The sequence below is a fragment of the Pseudoalteromonas peptidolytica genome, from assembly GCF_012641745.1.
Lineage (GTDB): Bacteria > Pseudomonadota > Gammaproteobacteria > Enterobacterales > Alteromonadaceae > Pseudoalteromonas > Pseudoalteromonas peptidolytica.
Window position 1 is genome coordinate 18,508 of record NZ_WEHZ01000030.1, and the last position, 15,081, is coordinate 33,588.

Consider the following 15,081-nt stretch of genomic DNA (forward strand, 5'->3'; position numbering starts at 1 on the left):
ATTTCTTAAAACCTAATTACTAACGCAGATTGGTATCACCTTCGTCACTATGATTTATCTTTCGTTATTTGGACTTGCGTTTATTGCTGCTACTTTACTTCCTGCCTCCTCTGAGCTAGCACTCAGCGGCTTGGTGACACAACAACAAGGTGAGTTGCTGTGGTTATGGGTTGCGGCAACAACTGGTAATTTGCTTGGGAGCTGTGTGAATTATTATTTAGGGTGGTTTATCGTCAAGTGGCGGGATAGGCGGTGGTTTCCAATTTCTCAAAAGCAGTATGATGCCGCATGTGCCCACTTTAACCGCTATGGTAAGTTTTCATTGTTATTTGCGTGGTTGCCTATTGTTGGCGATCCGTTGACCGTGGTGGCAGGTTCTTTAAGAACGTCATTTACTTGGTTCTTTTTATTAGTGGCGCTTGGAAAAGGAGTACGCTATGCGCTCGTGATATTCCTTGCCCTACAGGTGATGTCATAAGGCAAGGAAGGGCAACGTTATTTACCGCTTATTTCGGTGCCAATCGAGAGTCAAAGAAACCGAGTCTGCAAATCTGAGTGCATGAGGCTTATCCACAGTTACTTTTGCATAAGTAACATCTTCGTGACGATGGCACTCAGACAGAATGTCGGCAACCAACTTTTCAAGTAACAAAAAATGCCCTTCTTCAACCACGGAGATAACCGCTTTAGTCACGGTTTTATAGTTCAGCGCGTGGGTGACATTATCGTGGTCTAAGCATGCCGTATCCGCCGGATAGTGGATCTCAAGGTTGATAACGACATCTTGCTTTTTTTCTCGCTCTTCAGGGTTAAAGCCAATAAAAGTGCGAAGTCTTAGATTTGTTACTTTAATGATGGCATTGGACATACAGTACTTATCCTTTCACTAACTGCAAAAACTCGTTACGTGTTTTAGGGTCGCTTCTAAAGTTACCAAGCATAACCGAGGTGCGCATGCTGGAGTTTTGCTTTTCTACGCCACGCATCATCATGCACATGTGTTTAGCTTCAACAATGACACCGACCCCTTTGGCGCCTGTTACTTCTTCTACAGCTTTGGCAATTTGGTGGGTAAGTTGCTCTTGGATTTGAAAGCGTCGTGCAAACATGTCAACAATACGTGCAAACTTTGATAATCCAAGTACTTTGCCATTTGGAATATAAGCAATATGACAACGCCCCACAAAAGGCAGAAGGTGGTGTTCACACATGGAGTACAGTTCAATATCTTGGATCAATACCATGTCATCTGCATCTGAGGTAAACACAGCATTGTTGGTGATTTCATCCAATGTTTGTCGGTAACCTTGAGTCAGATACTCCATTGCCTTTGCTGCTCGTTTGGGGGTATCTAGTAATCCCTCTCGACCCGTGTCTTCGCCAACGGCTGCTATGATTGATTTATAACTCTGTCGTAATTCGTCTTGCATAATGCGCTACCTCAAATGACGACCGCCGTCGATTTGTATCGTACGACCCGTCATGTAATTACTATTTAAGATCATTTCAACGCTGTTAATGACCTCTTTGCTCCCAGGCTCTATTCCCATGATAGACTTTTTCAATGTTTTAGCTTTGTATTGTTCACTATCATCTTGATTAAAGATAATCAGTGAAGGTGCAATGCTATTAACTTTGACCTTAGATGCAAATTTGGCGGCAAATGATCGCGTTAGATTATCTAGTGCTGCTTTGCTTGCGGCATAAGCAATATGTTTTGGGCTACCTTTTTCTACTACGTAATCAGTAATGTGGATCACATCACCAATGGCATCGTCGTCAGCCAATAACTCGCCTAATGCTTGATTAATCAAATAGGGTACTTTTGCATGTATTCGCATCATGTTGTCAAACAGAGTTGCGTAGTCAGGGTTATTGGCTTCACAATCCCAACTTGATGCGTTGTGAATAATGGCGCGTAGTGTGTTTGTGCGTGAGCGAATGTCCGTGGTCAGTTTGGTAATTGTATCTGGCTCATCAAAATCAGCATGAATACAAGTGACGCCTTGTGTCTCTAACTCATCGATCACTTGGTGCCTGGTTCTATAGGTTAATATGACCGGCTGTTGGCGCGCGATAAAATGATGCACCATAGCAAGTCCAATGCGCTGGGCGCCGCCAGTTATTAAGATAGGTGCAGCTGCTTGGCTCATAAATCAGTCACCTTGAGAGGTTAAGTAAAGTAATGGCTGTGGTGCAATGCAAGCACTGCACCGTCAGAAATTGAGTTATAACTCGTCGTAAACCGTTGGGATAGGTTGGCGTTTGTGCTGTGTTCGCTGATAAATGGTAATGAGCTTTTCACTCACTTCATCACTGATAGGTTTGCCCTCAAGGAAGTCATCTATATCGTCATAACTCAAGCCCAATGCCTCTTCATCAGCAAGACCTGGGCGATCACACTCAAGATCAGCCGTTGGCGTTTTGTTTACTAGGCCAGTTGGAGCGCCTAGGTATGCGGCTAACGAGCGAACTTGACGTTTCGATAGACCAAACAGCGGGGCGAGATCACATGCTCCGTCACCAAATTTAGTGTAAAAGCCGGTGATATTCTCTGCGCTATGGTCAGTACCAACAACTAGGCCACGAGTAAGGCCGGCAATTTCATATTGCGCAACCATGCGCTGGCGTGCTTTGACATTGCCTTTGATAAAATCGACGCTGGTTTGAGATGGTAGAGTGAGCGCACTTCCTGCCATTGCGCCCAACGCTTGCTCGTGCATAGCGTCGGCACCAGGTTTAATATTCACGGTTAAGCGCTGGCTCGGCTGAATAAAATCAAGTGCAAGTTGAGCTTCATCTTCATCTGCTTGGATACCATAAGGTAGGCGCATAGCGATAAATTGATAAGCACCCGTTTCATGCTCTGCGTTAAGTTCATTAATGGCTAACTGGCATAAGCGTCCGCAGGTTGAAGAGTCGACACCGCCACTGATCCCAAGTACGAGAGTGAAGCAGCCAGAGGCTTGTAACCGCGCTTTCAAAAAAGCGATCCGTCGTTTAACTTCAAATTCTGGGTCAATAACAGGCTGAACTTTCATTTCAGCTATGATTGCTTCACGCATACTGGTTCCTCAATACTTTCGGGGGCTATAAGCTTATATTATGTTGTGATGAGCGTGTTTTTTAAAGTCCTAAATGCTGTTTGATTGTAGCCAGCTCTTGTTTTAGCTGCTCTATCTCAGCCATTAAGCTCTCAAGCTCTGTCTGGCTTTGTACTGCTGGCTCTGAATCGCTGGCGATGGCGCTGGTTTGTTCTGCTTGATCGCCGAATAAATGTTGGTACCTACTCTCTCGCTTACCGGGTTCTCTAGCAAGTTTCATAACGTGTTCGTTTTGCTGCATAGTGGCAAGTGTGGACTCAACCTCTTGGACCGATGAAAATTCGGCTAAGCGATTACTACGAGTTCTCAATTCGCCAGGTGTTTGCGCGCCTCGCAACAGTAACAAGCAAACAATGGCCTTTTGCTTAGCGTCTACCTTCAAGTGGCCAAAGTCACTGTTACAAAAGCGTTGGCTATACTTATCTACGCGACCAGATAATGCCTCGTCACAGGTGATCAGGCGTTTCTCTTGCAAGCGCTTAAGGGTGTCTAAAACTTGATGTTGAGAAAGTTCCATCACCGGATCACGGTTGGACTTTTGGTTACATGCGTTGGTAAGGCTGTTAAGAGACATGGGATATTGTTCAGGAGTTGTGACTTGCTTTTCAATCAAACTACCTAGTACACGTTGTTCATGAGCATCGAGTTGCATCGCTTTCCTTATTGTCATTGTGGTTGCTAGCATCGCCTTGGTAAGGATTAATATAACGCTAATCAATCAGGTAGCAAAGTAGGTGAGCTAATTTTGTTGTGTAATAGAAGAGTCAAATCGGCTGTCTTCTGGTGGCAGCATCTGCCATATTTTCGCTTTCAGGTCATCAAAATTAATTGGCTTACTGAGATAGTCATCCATGCCGGCATTTAGGCACTTTTCTCTATCACCTTGCATCGCATTGGCGGTGAGTGCAACAATCACACAACCTTGATGTACTTTTCCAGCAACGCCTTGGCGTATTTGTTGGGCAGCTTGGTAACCATCCATAATAGGCATTTGGCAGTCCATAAATATCAGGTCATAAGGTACTTTTATTGACTGTAGGTGGGTAAGTGCCAACTCGCCATTTTCTGCGCATACCACAGTGATACCTAGGCGTTCTAACATAGTGGTAGCAACAGTTTGATTGATTTTATTGTCTTCAACCAGTAATACGGTGCGACCGAGCAGCGGTGCTTCATCATTGGAGGTATGGTTACTACTGGACTGCGTCGGATGGGTAAATGTTGCATTGAATACACTGAGTGCGGCATGGGGAGTTATTGGATAGTAAACGCGCTCACAGTAACTAAAAAGATCGATGGCAAGATTATGTTGCTCCTCAACTGCAACCGCATGCACTACCTTGAGTTCGAGCAATGCTGTTTTTAGTGTTTGTTGTTGTGTGAGTGGTGCTGCACATAGCTGTTCGGCATCTAAAATGACGGCTAGATGTGATGGAGGGCTTTGAAGCTGAGTGAGCAGGGTCTCTATTTGATCAACGCGAAGACAAGTAATGTTCCATGGTTTAAGTAGCTTATTATAGTCTTCAGCTGCTTGAGTTAATACATACAAGGTCGCGTCGTCAGCATGTGTCTGTACAGGGATAGGTTGCGCTTGATTCAACAGTACATGACAAGAAAAAGTACTGCCAATACCTTCTTTACTGAATGCTTGCAAGTCGCCACCGAGTAATTGACTAAGTTGCTTTGCGATGGTCAGTCCAAGTCCGGTACCACCATATTGGCGCGTTGTTGAAAGATCTGCTTGTGTAAATGAGTCAAACACCTTATTAAGCTTTTCTTTAGAGATGCCTATCCCAGTGTCTTCAACACTACACCACAAGTGTGTTTGCTCACCAATTTGTTCAGTGTGGCAGCTGAGCGTAACCGACCCATTATGAGTGAATTTGATGGCGTTACTGAGTAAGTTATTGAGTATCTGTTTAAGCCGGTTTGGATCAGTTTGCGCCTTTCTTACCTTCATTCCCGACAAGTCGATATGTAATTTGTTGTTATTGGCATCCGCCGTGCGCACAAAGCTGCACAGCATATTGCTTAGCATTTCTATTAAATCAAACTCAACCAGCTCAATTGTGAGTTTTCCCGCTTCGATTTTGGAAAAGTCGAGAATATCATTAATGATTGTGAGGAGTGATTTTGCAGAGCTATGCGCCAGAGTAAGCTGGTGGTGCTGAGTTGCTGTTAGCTCTGAATGCATGGCAAGTTCTATCATGCCCATTACCCCATTCAGTGGGGTGCGGATTTCGTGGCTCATACTAGCTAAAAACTCTGCTTTCATCTTTGCTGATTGTTCAGCAAGATCTTTATCTATAATGGCTTGGTTTCTTGCTCGTTGATGCGCCTTGTTGATAAATAAGCTACCGAGCATCGCGGCAATAGATTTGGTGAGCCGAATATCACTTTGCCCCCATGCTGGATTGTCAATTTCATACTCTGAACACAGCACACCTAAGGTATTATTTTTATGGCTTATGGGACAGCAAAGCATGGCTTTAATCTCAAATGGCTCAAGGTAAGTTGCAGATAATGCCAGTGTTGCTGGATGATTTTCAGCTTGTTGCGCGACGATCAGCTGTCCAGTTTCTATTTCATTAAAAAAAGCAGGTGCAATGGCTTTTCGCCATGGTGGGAAGTGCACTAGATTATCTACCGTAGCATTAGAGAAGCACACGGGAATAAGAAGCGTTTTATCATCATTAAACTGCCAGATACTGACTTTATTTGCCTCTACCCCTTTTTTACATGTTTCAGCGCATAGCGAAAAGGCCTTATTTAGCTGGTTATTCAGTAGTGCCTCGTGAGAACTTAAATAAGCCAGTAGTTCATTATTTTTAGCAAATTTGTCATGCTCCATTTCCATTAACTTGCGCTTGTTGATATTTTGGATTGAACCAAAAATATGGGTCGTGCGTTTGCCTTTTCGTACTGAGCGCGCTTTTACTAAGACCCATAATTCGTCCGCATTCAGGGTGTGAATGATGAACTCCCCTTCAAACTCGGAGCCGGTTTTGATGATGCTATCAATACACTCTTGCAGACGTCTTCGATGCAATCCAGCTTTAAAAAACTCTGTGGTATTCATCCATGTTGGTTGAAAGTGCCTAGGCACACAGAAAATGCTTCGCGTTACATCTGACCAAATAATATCACGCGTACTCACATTGATTTCCCATGCGCCTACTTCAGCTAATATGCCCATGTTAGTGAGTGCTGCACTGTTTCGTTGCAACTGGGTTAGTAATCGGGTGATAAAGACAAACGCAGCGATAAAAATGATAATAAGTGCGATGATGGCGAGCCGAAAAGGCCATATTGAAGCGGCTTCTGGCTGCCAGCCTATCCTCGGGGCTGCATATAATTCCCACTGCCCTGATGGCACATTGACGCTAAAAGCGATAGGCGACAAAGAATGAATATTGCTGCTGCCGTAAAAATACTCGCCTTCTTGGCCTTTATCATCAACGCCTTGAATCGCAACAAGGTATCGGCTTTCCAGTGCCATTAAGTTGGTTTGTTGATATAAACTCTCCATATCCAGCACGACGGATAACAATCCCCAAAACTGTGTTTTATCCTTGAACACAGGGATTCTAGCAATGAGCCCAGTCCCACCTTGTAATAGCTCTATAGGTCCAGCCATTACTATTTCGCGACTTTCTTTTGCGAGTAAAGCGCCATATTTTTGTGTTGGATGAGTGCGGTAGTCCAGGCCTATGGCTTTTTCATTACCCTGTAGTGGATAGACATAATCAAGCCGCATATCTGGGGCTGCACCAATATTTCTGAGTACTTGACTGGTCTCGAATAGGGGTCTTGCCAGTTGCTCAAAGCGAAGTTGTGAAAGCGTGGTTTGGTCGGCAAGTGCAATTCCAAGCCCTCTAACCAGTTGCACATTTTTGGTGAGCACACCCTCTATCTTGGTACGATATACATTCACTTCTTCGGTAGCTCGGCTCTTTTCCATAGCAACAAGACGGCGATAATTAACCTGATCAACATACCATGCTACGGCTATGATCAAGACGAGCAATAGCCAGAAGCTAGACTTGATAAAGCGAAATTTAAGTGGTGAAGTTGATAGTTCTGAAGTCATGGAGCTATTGTGTTTAAGACGATGCATTAACTATAGTTCAGTACACGCAAAGCGAAATCTAATTGAAAAATAAAATGCTTTAACTTGATTGCCTCATGGTTATGGCAAAGTTGGTCTATAAGTCGATGACGTGCTATATCTTCTAGGCCTAAAATGCGTAGCTGAAAAAATTAAGGATATTCATGTTTACTTGGATTAAACGATTTACCATGGTTGTGTTCTTATTGTTGTTAATAGGAACGGCAGGTATTTATGGTGCTTTGGCGCTAAGCCTTCCTGCGCTAGATGGAAAGGGGAGTGCTACGGGGATAGATGCACCAGTGGTGTTGGCTCGAGATGCGTTAGGCCAAGCTGTCGTATCTGCGAGCTCTCGAGCTGATGCTGCATATGGACTTGGTTTTGCGCATGGACAGGATCGTTATTTTCAGATGGATTTATTAAGGCGCAATGCCGCAGGTGAGCTTAGCGAATTGTTTGGTGCTGCGGCAATCAAGCGCGATGAAAAGATGCGTTTTCATCAGTTCAGAAAGCTTGCAAGACAAATCGTAATGTCTTTACCGCAGTCACATAAGCAAATCCTAACTAGGTATACTCAAGGTGTGAATGATGGCCGTATACAGTCGGGTTTTACCAGCTTTGAATACCTGTTACTAGGCACCGAACCAAAAGCTTGGCGACCTGAAGATAGCCTGCTGACTATCTTTGGTATGTACTTAGATTTGCAAGCAGGCACCTATGAACGTGACGAAGCGCTCATCGTATTAGAGCAAAAATTTGGCCACGAGATGCTTGACTTTATTCTACAGCCAAGTCGATATCAAGCCGCATTAGATAACAGCGTAATAGACTCAGCAGCTGCGACTATTCCAACGTTACCGCAACCGCTGACCACTTACCTTCCCAGCGCAATCGCAGATCAGCCGTTGTATGGTAGTAACAACTGGGCAGTGACGGGCGCGTTAACGAAAACTGGCGCTGCTATGCTCTCTGACGATATGCACTTGGGCCTGAATGTTCCTTCAATCTGGTACCGTGCACAATTAAACTATCAACATCAAGGGCAGGCTGTGCAGGTAACCGGAGTTTCTTTACCGGGTGCGCCTGCGATAGTTGTTGGTAGTAATAATAGTATTGCTTGGGGGTTCACTAATAGCTATGTCGATACGGCTGATTGGGTGGCGTTAGCTGCCGATACTAAAACCCAGTTTATTTCTGAAGTCATTAAACTACCCGATGGTAGTGAGCATATTTATCAATTAGAAATGAGTGCCTTTGGTCCTGTGAAGCAAATCGGTGATGACAAGTATGCACTTAGCTGGGTTGCACATCAGCCTTATGCCGTTAACTTGGAATTAGTGGGAATGGAGCTATTGGCGGATGCAGCGGCGGCGGCTACTCATGCAGCAAGGGTTGGTATTCCAGTGCAGAATTTGATGGTTGTAGATAATCAAGGCGATGCCGCATGGACATTAATGGGGGCGGTGCCTGCGAGAAAAGTAACACATGACACTGCTGCTGCAATGCGTTCATATGAGCAAACATGGCAAGATAACGAAATGAGCCGCCCAGTCATGAAAAATCCACCGAATGGTAAATTGTGGACAGCTAACTCAAGAGTTGTCTCGGTAAAGGACGATCAGCGCTTTGGTGACGGTGGTTATGCTTTAGGTGCACGAGCGGTGCAGATCCGTGATGGCCTAGTGGCAAAACAAGCATTCACTGAAAACGACTTTTATCAATTGCAATTGGACAATCAAGCTTTATTTTTAGCACCATGGCATGAGTCACTTGTTGCTTTGTTACGTCACTATGCGGCATCACAATACCAGCAGGACTTAGCAAAGCTCGACGCATGGCAAGCTTGTGCTTGTGCTGACTCTGTTGGATATACGCTAGTTAAGTATTACCGTAGTGCACTAATTGACACCTTGTACGCACCTGTAGAAGCTGTACTGCAGCAAGAACAACTTTCATTAAAGCCGGTGAAGCGCTACCTAGAGCCTGGGCTATGGCAGTTGTTAAGGCATCAGCCAGATGATTGGCTTGGTCAATATGACTCTTGGCAAGATTTGCAGCTTGCTGCCTATGAGTTGGCAAAACAAAGGCTGCGAGATGCTTATGGTAGCAATATGGCGGCGTGGCGTTGGGGGGAGGTGAATGCACTTCAGGTGCAGCACCCATTTTCGAAGCAGATCCCCGTGCTTAGTGGGTTATTGGATATGCCGACCGTACCGGCATTTGGTGATACGTTTATGCCAGCTGTACAAGGTTCAGCCTTTGGTGCCTCACAGCGTTTTATCGCACAGCCCGGACACCTGAAAAACGCGATTTTAACGGTGGCTGGTGGGCAAAGTGGGCACCCTCTCTCGCCTTTTTATCGTTCAGGTTTTGCTGAGTATAGCGCTGGAAATAACACGCCTTTATTACCGCAATCTTTGATGCACGAGATACGTATTTCACCACAATAACCGTATTTTAGCCATGCTCAGTAAGGTGATATGAGGTTAGCACTTTTAAATGGTAGACATTGAGGGCGCAGTCGTAATGCAGTTGCGCCCTAATTCTTTACTACGGTAAAGTACAGCATCTGCACGATGAATGGCCTGCTCAAAAGACTCGCTGTGATCCCAGCTGGTGATACCAAAACTCATGGTGATTTTGATTATGTTATTTTCAAACTCGATGCTTGCGATGGCTTGGCGTAATTGCTCGATGCGTCGTATTGCTTCATCGCCAGAGCAAGGCGCCAGTACAATCAAAAACTCCTCACCACCCCACCTCACAGCAATATCCGCTGGAAGCATATGTGATTGTATTGTCTTTGCGACGGCCTTTAAAATTTTGTCTCCTTTTCCATGACCAAAGGTATCGTTAATTTTTTTGAAGTGGTCAATGTCGGCCATCACCAAACACAATGGTGAATGCGTCGATATACAGCTTTCTTTCGCGTGAGTGATAAGCTCTTTAGCATAGCGGCGGTTAAACATCTTGGTAAGTGGATCACGTGCTGCTAACTCTGCTAGCTCATCGCGTTGCTGCAGAGTCATTTTACGAATATGACTAATAGTATAAATCATCGGGATACCACATATCAGTACATTGGCAAAATGCACATACGGCACCAACTCTTGGTATCGGTAGTGGTAGGTGACATCGTCAAATAGCAATTTTAGCGTGGCGAAAAGTGTGATAAGCACGACAGAGTATATAACTGCGTGTTTGAGCTTAAGCTGATAGTCCAACAGCATCAAACAAGAAACAGTCCACAAGTAATATTGGAATCCAAGAGACATTCCTAAGTAGGCGCATACTAAAATGGCGTGCAATGCGACCTCTAAGCAGAATACACGCAGTGCGAGAGATGGCTTATTGTTATCAATAAGCTTAATACCGATATACCACATGGTGACACTACCAATATTGACAACAGCAAGCGTCTCAACTTGTAGGTGCCAAAATACCCCGATAAGCATGACGTGCAGCCACATGCAATACAGTGCGACACGACGCAACAAGGCAAATTTCAGTGCCTCGACTTGATCCGGCCTGCTGTAAGGGTGATGTTTAGTCAAACCTAAACTCTTGAGTTATACACAATAAAACAAGTATAGAAGGTTAGTTTTGATTTGCTGCTTATTTCTTCTAAGCTCAGATTAATCTACTTAGTATCGAGTACGGTTAACTAGGATTGAATAGAAACAAGAAGGTAACCTAAGCTTTGGAGTCGACATGTCTATAGAAAAAGCGCGGATCACGCTATGTAACCTAGAAAAGTCCGATTATGATCAAGTAAAGGAGTTAATGGACGAAGCCTACCCTGATCTTGGTGGTGCGTGGCCAAGCCACACTATATTCAGGTTAATTGACCAATTCCCTGAAGGTCAAATTGGCGTGAAGGATGGTGAGCGAATTGTTGGTATCGCGCTGAGTGTGCAAGTCGATTATCAAACATTCTCGAATCCACATACTTACGAGGATATTGTGGATGCACATAGTCGAATTTTTAGTGATAGTAATGCAGATGCCTTATACGGTCTAGATGTCGTTATCGCCAAGAGTCATCGCGGGCTGCGGTTAGGACGCCGGTTGTACGATGCCCGAAAAGAGCTGTGTCGTCAGTATAACTTGCGGGCGATCCTCGCTGGTGGTCGAATCCCATTATACAAGCAATATCGCCGCAGCATGTCGCCGATGGAATATATCAATAAAGTAGATCACAAAGAACTTCATGATCCTATTTTGAGCTTTCAGCTGGCTAACGACTTTCAAGTCAAACGTCTACTCAAGCAATATTTGCCGGAAGATCAAGATTCAGAAGGTTACGCGACGTTATTAGAGTGGAACAACATATTGTTTGAGCCGACAGATACAGTTATTGAGAGCAAAAAAACCATTGTGAGAGTTGGTGCGGTGCAGTGGCAAATGCGTCGTGTGGAGTCGGTAGAGGAGTTGATGCAGCAAGTGGAGTACTTTGTTGATACGGTGTCAGATTACCAAAGTGATTTTATCCTTTTCCCAGAGTTTTTTAATGCCCCCCTGATGGGACTTGGCCAATACAAAAATCAAACTGAAGCTATTCGTGCTTTAGCCACTTATACCGAGCGTTTTCGTGAAGCAATGTCGCAAATGGCAATCGAATATAATGCCAATATTATCACCGGCTCAATGCCATTGCTCGAAGGCGATAAGCTTTACAACGTCAGTTATCTTTGCCACCGCTCGGGTAAGGTCGATGAGCAACGTAAAATTCATATCACCCCACATGAAGACTATGATTGGGTGATAAAGGGTGGTGATAAAATAGAGGTGTTTGATACCGATGCCGGTCGTGTCGGGATCCAGGTTTGTTATGACGTCGAGTTTCCAGAGCTTTCTCGCATTATGGCTGAGAAGGGTTTAGACATCTTGTTTGTGCCATTTTGGACAGATACCAAAAACAGTTACCTGCGCGTTAGGCATTGTGCGCAAGCTCGAGCAATAGAAAATGAATGTTATGTGGTAATCGCGGGGAGTGTTGGTAACTTACCACAAGTGGAGAGTTTAGATGTACAGTATGCGCAATCGGCAGTACTCACACCATCAGATTTTGCTTTTCCACACGATGCTGCGCTTAACGAAGCCACTCCCAATACCGAGATGCTGCTATTCAGTGATTTGGATTTAGATAAGCTCAAAATATTGCATAGTGAAGGAACTGTGCGTAACTTACGAGATCGCAGAAAAGATCTATATTCGGTGGAGTTGAAAGCGCAGTAACGATGGCATGGATTTACTTAATTATGGCTGGCTTATTTGAGATAGGCTGGCCGGTTGGTTTGAAAATGGCGCAGCAAGCAGAGACGAGATGGCTAGGAATTTGTATCGCTGTCGGCTTTATGGCGCTCAGTGGATGGATGTTATGGATGGCACAAAAACAGATCCCGCTTGGCACGTCTTATGCTGTTTGGACAGGCATTGGTGCTGCGGGGACATTTTTGGTCGGGATCGCCTTTTACGGAGATCCCAGTACCTTTATGCGTTATTTGGGTGTGTTGCTGATTATCAGTGGCGTCGTGGTACTTAAGTTAGCATAACCAAAACAGCGGCGATGGCGATCAGCACCAGTCCCGCTGAATCACGCTTTTTTATCGGTGCCTTGAGCCACAAAACAGAGATAAGTAATGTAAAAAAGACCTCTACTTGGCCGAGTGTTTTTACATAAGCAACATGCTCAAGGCTCATGGCGCTAAACCAACCAATAGAACCAATACAGCTACTGACGCTAATTGCAGTGGTCAGCTTTCGGTGCCGCCAAAGTATCAACCATGACTGAGGCTCTCGCAGTGTCATATAAATACTCAACATCAGTGTTTGGCATAATAACACCAGCAGTAACACCAAAGCTGCACTATGAGGAAAAGGTAAACCGGTGGCTATACTAGCCTCACGTACCCACAATGAAGTAAGCGCAAAGCAAGTACCGCAAGCAAGCCCGATAAGTGCGGTTTTACATTCTACAGTGCGTAAACTAAAGCCACTGAGTAGCATCACAGCAATCGCGCCAATAAAAACGCCAAACCACCCGAGTAAAGTTAAGCTAGAACCAAAAAACAGCACACCTAACATAGCTGCAACCAACGCTTCGCTTTTTGCCAGTCCAGCACCGATGGCATAGTTATTTTGCTTGAAAAGCACGACCATCAATCCCGTTGCTAAAATTTGCATGACGCTGGCACCAAAGACATAAAAGAGAAAATGTGTGGAAATGGCAAGCGGTGCTACTGGGTTGAATTGGTAGAGTAGCCACAAATATAACAGGGCTAGGGGACTTGCAAGAATAAATCGCGCGAGGGTAACACTGGCCGTTGAGGCACTGGCGCTCAACTGGCTTTGAAAAGCATTTCGCCAAGCTTGCGAGAAAGCGGCTAACAGCGTGAATACGATCCACATTATACTTGAGCTCTAACAGTCGATGATGCAGCTCAGCATACAATAAAGACTCAATTAAGCATAAATGAATTATAATAATAGTGAAAATAATTTATTTTACTATCAATGGGCTAGCCCAATTTTACTGTGCAGTCTGACGACAAAATAGCGCTGCGACAATTTGCCACATTTTAAATCTGAAAAATCGAGCTAAGATTAATATCGATGCTACGAGATTTGGCCATAGGTAAGAACCGTTGTTCTAGCTTATGGCTTTTCTTTTTTTAACTATTCTGCTCTACTGAGAGTCGCGATATTAATAGTTGAAGGAGTATCTTTTGAACATCTTAATTATCTGTGCAATTCTTGCCATCTTATTACCTTACTTTGCCAAAATTCCAGTCGCAGTTGCAATGAATAAAGAAGGTGGTTACGACAATAAACACCCTCGAGAGCAACAAAAAAGATTAACTGGGCTTGGTGCCAGAGCGCTTGCGGCACATCAAAATTGTTTTGAGTCATTAGCCGTTTTTGCAGTGGCCATGGCGGTTGCATTTGGCACCCAAACTTATACTCCTTTGATTGAGTGGTTAGCCATCGGGCATGTTATGGCTCGGGCGCTGTATTGTGTGTTTTACTGGCTGAATATCGATGTACTTCGCTCTATTGTATGGGCACTTGGTATGGGATGTGCTGTTGCAATCATTGTTGTGTGTGGGTTGTAGTTTGGGCAAAGAAGTCAGCTGCAATTTCTTTTATTTCACCACTATCAATCTGTAATTGTGTCAATTGTAGTGCTGCAATCCGGACGCGATGCAAATCAATAACGTGGTAGCCACAATAATGCGCCATTTTTCTTATTTGCCGATTGAGGCCTTGGCGCAAAATAATCTTAAATCGATCGGGGGCAATTTGCTCTACCACACACGGTAAGGTGACTTGCCCTTTGATTGGTATGCCTGCTGCCATTTTGGCGCAAAATGCAGCATCAATAGGCTTGTCGACTTGTACTTCATATTCCTTTTCCTGATGCTGATCCGGATGGATCAGGCGTTGGCATAGCTCACCATCATTGGTAAGTAGTAATAGCCCTCGGCTATCTTTATCTAGTCGGCCAATTGGGTAAACACGACAGGACTGAGGTAAAACATGATAAATACTGTGCGGGTCGTGTGGCTTTACTTTACAGTCAATACCTACCGGTTTGTAATACGCAAATAGTCGTCTAGGTTCGGGCTTAGCAACAGCAATATTATCGACAGTGATATGGTCTTCAGGTGTGATGTGGTCGATATGATTGGCTAGCCGACCATTGACCATCACGCGTTGACTATCAATTAGACGCGAAGCCTGTCGCCGTGAGCAGACACCACAATGGCCGAGATATTTTGCTAAACGCATTGGGTAGGACATAAACTGAATTGAACTGTTATTGAGTACCATGCGTATTGTAATGTATCTACTTGTAAATTTGGATCT

The 15,081-nt window shown here is 44.4% G+C and carries 14 protein-coding genes; 5 read left to right on the plus strand and 9 right to left on the minus strand.

All coding sequences use genetic code 11. The annotated features are described in order from the left end of the window. The first annotated feature begins 49 nt into the window (after window positions 1–49). Window positions 50–478, plus strand: a complete 429-nt coding sequence (locus F9Y84_RS17115) for a YqaA family protein (protein ID WP_128731991.1) — start codon at window positions 50–52, stop codon at window positions 476–478. Window positions 479–499: 21 nt separating this feature from the next. Here F9Y84_RS17115 and folX read toward each other — a convergent pair whose 3' ends face one another. The 6 genes from folX to F9Y84_RS17145 form a co-directional block, all read right to left on the minus strand. Next, entirely contained in the window at window positions 500–868 is a 369-nt protein-coding gene (gene folX, locus F9Y84_RS17120) for a dihydroneopterin triphosphate 2'-epimerase (protein ID WP_128731992.1), read from the minus strand. Between the two features lie 7 nt (window positions 869–875). After that, window positions 876–1,430: a GTP cyclohydrolase I FolE gene (gene folE / locus F9Y84_RS17125; RefSeq protein ID WP_147389233.1), complete on the minus strand. Its 555-nt coding sequence runs from the start codon at window positions 1,428–1,430 to the stop codon at window positions 876–878. Between the two features lie 6 nt (window positions 1,431–1,436). Continuing rightward, a complete protein-coding gene (gene folM / locus F9Y84_RS17130) occupies window positions 1,437–2,153 on the minus strand; it encodes a dihydromonapterin reductase (protein ID WP_147389232.1) in 717 nt (238 codons plus the stop codon). 75 nt (window positions 2,154–2,228) lie between these two features. Further along, window positions 2,229–3,065, minus strand: a complete 837-nt coding sequence (gene nadE / locus F9Y84_RS17135) for an ammonia-dependent NAD(+) synthetase (RefSeq protein WP_147389231.1) — start codon at window positions 3,063–3,065, stop codon at window positions 2,229–2,231. Window positions 3,066–3,126: 61 nt separating this feature from the next. Beyond that, window positions 3,127–3,756, minus strand: coding sequence for a YceH family protein (locus tag F9Y84_RS17140; RefSeq protein WP_147389239.1), 630 nt, complete (start codon window positions 3,754–3,756; stop codon window positions 3,127–3,129). A gap of 87 nt (window positions 3,757–3,843) precedes the next feature. Further along, window positions 3,844–7,194 carry an ATP-binding protein gene (locus F9Y84_RS17145; RefSeq protein ID WP_147389230.1) on the minus strand — a complete coding sequence of 1,117 codons (3,351 nt, stop codon included), beginning with the start codon at window positions 7,192–7,194 and terminating at the stop codon, window positions 3,844–3,846. A gap of 182 nt (window positions 7,195–7,376) precedes the next feature. On the opposite strand from F9Y84_RS17145, the gene F9Y84_RS17150 reads away from it, so the two are divergent. Continuing rightward, window positions 7,377–9,662 carry a penicillin acylase family protein gene (locus F9Y84_RS17150; protein WP_147389229.1) on the plus strand — a complete coding sequence of 762 codons (2,286 nt, stop codon included), beginning with the start codon at window positions 7,377–7,379 and terminating at the stop codon, window positions 9,660–9,662. A gap of 45 nt (window positions 9,663–9,707) precedes the next feature. Here F9Y84_RS17150 and F9Y84_RS17155 read toward each other — a convergent pair whose 3' ends face one another. Further along, the gene (locus F9Y84_RS17155) at window positions 9,708–10,766 is read right to left on the minus strand and encodes a GGDEF domain-containing protein (RefSeq protein WP_147389228.1); all 1,059 of its coding nucleotides are present in this window, start codon (window positions 10,764–10,766) and stop codon (window positions 9,708–9,710) included. A 157-nt stretch (window positions 10,767–10,923) separates the two neighbouring features. Here F9Y84_RS17155 and F9Y84_RS17160 point away from each other — a divergent pair, with 157 nt between their 5' ends. Together F9Y84_RS17160 and F9Y84_RS17165 are read left to right on the plus strand one after the other, a co-directional pair. Then, window positions 10,924–12,450, plus strand: a complete 1,527-nt coding sequence (locus tag F9Y84_RS17160; protein ID WP_147389227.1) for a carbon-nitrogen hydrolase family protein — start codon at window positions 10,924–10,926, stop codon at window positions 12,448–12,450. 2 nt (window positions 12,451–12,452) lie between these two features. Continuing rightward, window positions 12,453–12,767, plus strand: a complete 315-nt coding sequence (locus F9Y84_RS17165) for a DMT family transporter (RefSeq protein ID WP_128731190.1) — start codon at window positions 12,453–12,455, stop codon at window positions 12,765–12,767. Here the strand turns inward: F9Y84_RS17165 and F9Y84_RS17170 are convergent. After that, window positions 12,754–13,623 carry a DMT family transporter gene (locus tag F9Y84_RS17170; protein ID WP_147389226.1) on the minus strand — a complete coding sequence of 290 codons (870 nt, stop codon included), beginning with the start codon at window positions 13,621–13,623 and terminating at the stop codon, window positions 12,754–12,756. The genes F9Y84_RS17165 and F9Y84_RS17170 overlap by 14 nt on opposite strands. A gap of 317 nt (window positions 13,624–13,940) precedes the next feature. Between F9Y84_RS17170 and F9Y84_RS17175 the strand changes: the two genes are divergently transcribed. Continuing rightward, window positions 13,941–14,327 carry an MAPEG family protein gene (locus F9Y84_RS17175; protein WP_147389225.1) on the plus strand — a complete coding sequence of 129 codons (387 nt, stop codon included), beginning with the start codon at window positions 13,941–13,943 and terminating at the stop codon, window positions 14,325–14,327. Here F9Y84_RS17175 and F9Y84_RS17180 read toward each other — a convergent pair. After that, the gene (locus tag F9Y84_RS17180; RefSeq protein WP_125253638.1) at window positions 14,305–15,015 is read right to left on the minus strand and encodes a pseudouridine synthase; all 711 of its coding nucleotides are present in this window, start codon (window positions 15,013–15,015) and stop codon (window positions 14,305–14,307) included. The two genes, F9Y84_RS17175 and F9Y84_RS17180, sit on opposite strands and share 23 nt — an antisense overlap. Window positions 15,016–15,081 lie beyond the last annotated feature (66 nt).

Coding starts and splice junctions, on each gene's coding strand:
- F9Y84_RS17160 (WP_147389227.1), top strand. CDS start 10,924: ATGTCTATAGAAAAAGCGCGGATCACGCTATGTAACCTAGAAAAGTCC.
- folX (WP_128731992.1), bottom strand. CDS start 868: ATGTCCAATGCCATCATTAAAGTAACAAATCTAAGACTTCGCACTTTT.
- F9Y84_RS17170 (WP_147389226.1), bottom strand. CDS start 13,623: ATGTGGATCGTATTCACGCTGTTAGCCGCTTTCTCGCAAGCTTGGCGA.
- F9Y84_RS17145 (WP_147389230.1), bottom strand. CDS start 7,194: ATGACTTCAGAACTATCAACTTCACCACTTAAATTTCGCTTTATCAAG.
- folE (WP_147389233.1), bottom strand. CDS start 1,430: ATGCAAGACGAATTACGACAGAGTTATAAATCAATCATAGCAGCCGTT.
- nadE (WP_147389231.1), bottom strand. CDS start 3,065: ATGCGTGAAGCAATCATAGCTGAAATGAAAGTTCAGCCTGTTATTGAC.
- F9Y84_RS17140 (WP_147389239.1), bottom strand. CDS start 3,756: ATGCAACTCGATGCTCATGAACAACGTGTACTAGGTAGTTTGATTGAA.
- F9Y84_RS17115 (WP_128731991.1), top strand. CDS start 50: ATGATTTATCTTTCGTTATTTGGACTTGCGTTTATTGCTGCTACTTTA.
- F9Y84_RS17165 (WP_128731190.1), top strand. CDS start 12,453: ATGGCATGGATTTACTTAATTATGGCTGGCTTATTTGAGATAGGCTGG.
- F9Y84_RS17180 (WP_125253638.1), bottom strand. CDS start 15,015: ATGTCCTACCCAATGCGTTTAGCAAAATATCTCGGCCATTGTGGTGTC.
- F9Y84_RS17150 (WP_147389229.1), top strand. CDS start 7,377: ATGTTTACTTGGATTAAACGATTTACCATGGTTGTGTTCTTATTGTTG.
- folM (WP_147389232.1), bottom strand. CDS start 2,153: ATGAGCCAAGCAGCTGCACCTATCTTAATAACTGGCGGCGCCCAGCGC.